The sequence below is a fragment of the Streptomyces sp. NPDC003011 genome (assembly GCF_053591515.1).
The window spans coordinates 1-1,542 of record NZ_JBSFTY010000193.1 but is presented as its reverse complement, the minus strand read 5'-3'; the positions used below and the strand labels follow the sequence as shown (position 1 = coordinate 1,542).

The 1,542-nt window shown below is 68.3% G+C and carries 1 protein-coding gene; it reads right to left on the bottom strand.

Features of this window, described 5'->3' with window-relative positions; genetic code table 11:
• The coding region (locus tag ACWD0J_RS41240) for a beta-ketoacyl synthase N-terminal-like domain-containing protein (RefSeq protein WP_451500999.1) at positions 1-1,542 on the bottom strand (1,542 nt) is incomplete at both ends.

Here is a 1,542-nt window from a genome sequence, read left to right as displayed (position 1 = left end):
GTCAGTCGGGCGTTGGTGAGGGCTTGTTCGATGACGCGTTGCTGGGAGGGGCCGTTGGGGGCGGTCAGGCCGTTGGACGCGCCGTCCTGGTTGACGGCGGATCCGCGCAGCACAGCGAGGACCGGATGGCCGTTGCGTTGGGCGTCGGAGAGGCGTTCCAGCAGTATTAGGCCGACACCTTCGCCCCAGCCGGTGCCGTCGGCGGCGTCGGCGAAGGGCTTGCAGCGTCCGTCGGGGGCCAGGCCGCGTTGGCGGGAGAAGACCTGGAAGGTGCCGGGGGTGGCCATGATGGTGGCACCGCCGGCCAACGCCATGTCGCATTCGCCGTTGCGCAGTGCCTGGGCGGCCAGGTGGAGAGCCACCAGGGATGAGGAGCAGGCGGTGTCGACCGTCATCGCCGGTCCCTCGAGCCCGAACGTGTAAGCCACCCGGCCCGAGGCCACGCTGCCCGAACTGCCGGTGGCGATGTAGCCCTCAAGCCCTTCCGGGCTCTGATGGAGCCGCAGCAGATAGTCCTGCGAGATGACTCCGGTGAAGACGCCGGTGTTGGTGCCGTGGAGAGTGGCGGGGTTGATGCCGGCGTGCTCGAAGGCTTCCCAGGCGGTTTCGAGGAGGAGGCGTTGTTGGGGGTCGGTGGCCAGGGCTTCGCGGGGGTTCATGTGGAAGAAGTCGGCGTCGAACTGGTCGGCGTCGTGGAGGAAGGCGCCGTGGCGGGCGTAGGTCTTGCCGGTGGCGTCGGGGTCGGGGTCGTAGAGGTTGTCGAGATCCCAACCGCGATTGGTCGGAAGTTCGCCGACGGCGTCGATGCCGGAGTGGACCAGATCCCACAGTGCCTGGGAGTTGCGGATTCCGCCGGGGTAGCGGCAGGCCATGGCGACGATGGCCATGGGCTCATCTGCCGTGGCGGTGCTGGTGTGAGTGGTGGTTCGGGAGGTGGTGGTTCGGGTTGCTGTGTTGAGGAGTTGGTTGAGGAGGTGAGTGGTGAGGGTGTGGGGGGTGGGGTGGTCGAAGATCAGGGTGGCGGGGAGGCGGAGGGTGGTGGTGTTGGTGAGGCGGTTGCGGAGCTCTACCGCAGTGAGGGAGTCGAAGCCGAGTTCCTTGAAGGGGCGTTGGGGGTCGATGGCATCGGGGGTGTTGTGGCCGAGGACGGCGGCGACGTTGGTGCGGACGAGAGCGAGCAGACGGCGTCGCTGATCGGCTTCGGGCAGCGCAGCGAGCTCGTCGGCCAGGGAACTGCCGGTGGCGGTGGGGGAATGGGCCGCAGCGGTACGTCGGGTTGGGCGGGGAGCGAGGTCGCGTAGGAGTGGGGGGAGGTGGTCGGTGGTGCGGAGGGCGGTGAGGTTGAGGGGGATGCACAGCTGGTGGGGGTGGGGTGCGGTCAGGGCGGTGTCGAACAGATGGAGGGCGTGGTCGGTTTCGAGGGAGTGGGTGCTGTGGGTGACTTTGCGGATTTCGGTGGTGGTGAGGTGGTGGGTGAGGTTGGTGGTGTGTTTCCAGTAGCCCCAGGCGAGGCTGGTGGCGGGTTGGCCGTGGTGGTGGCGG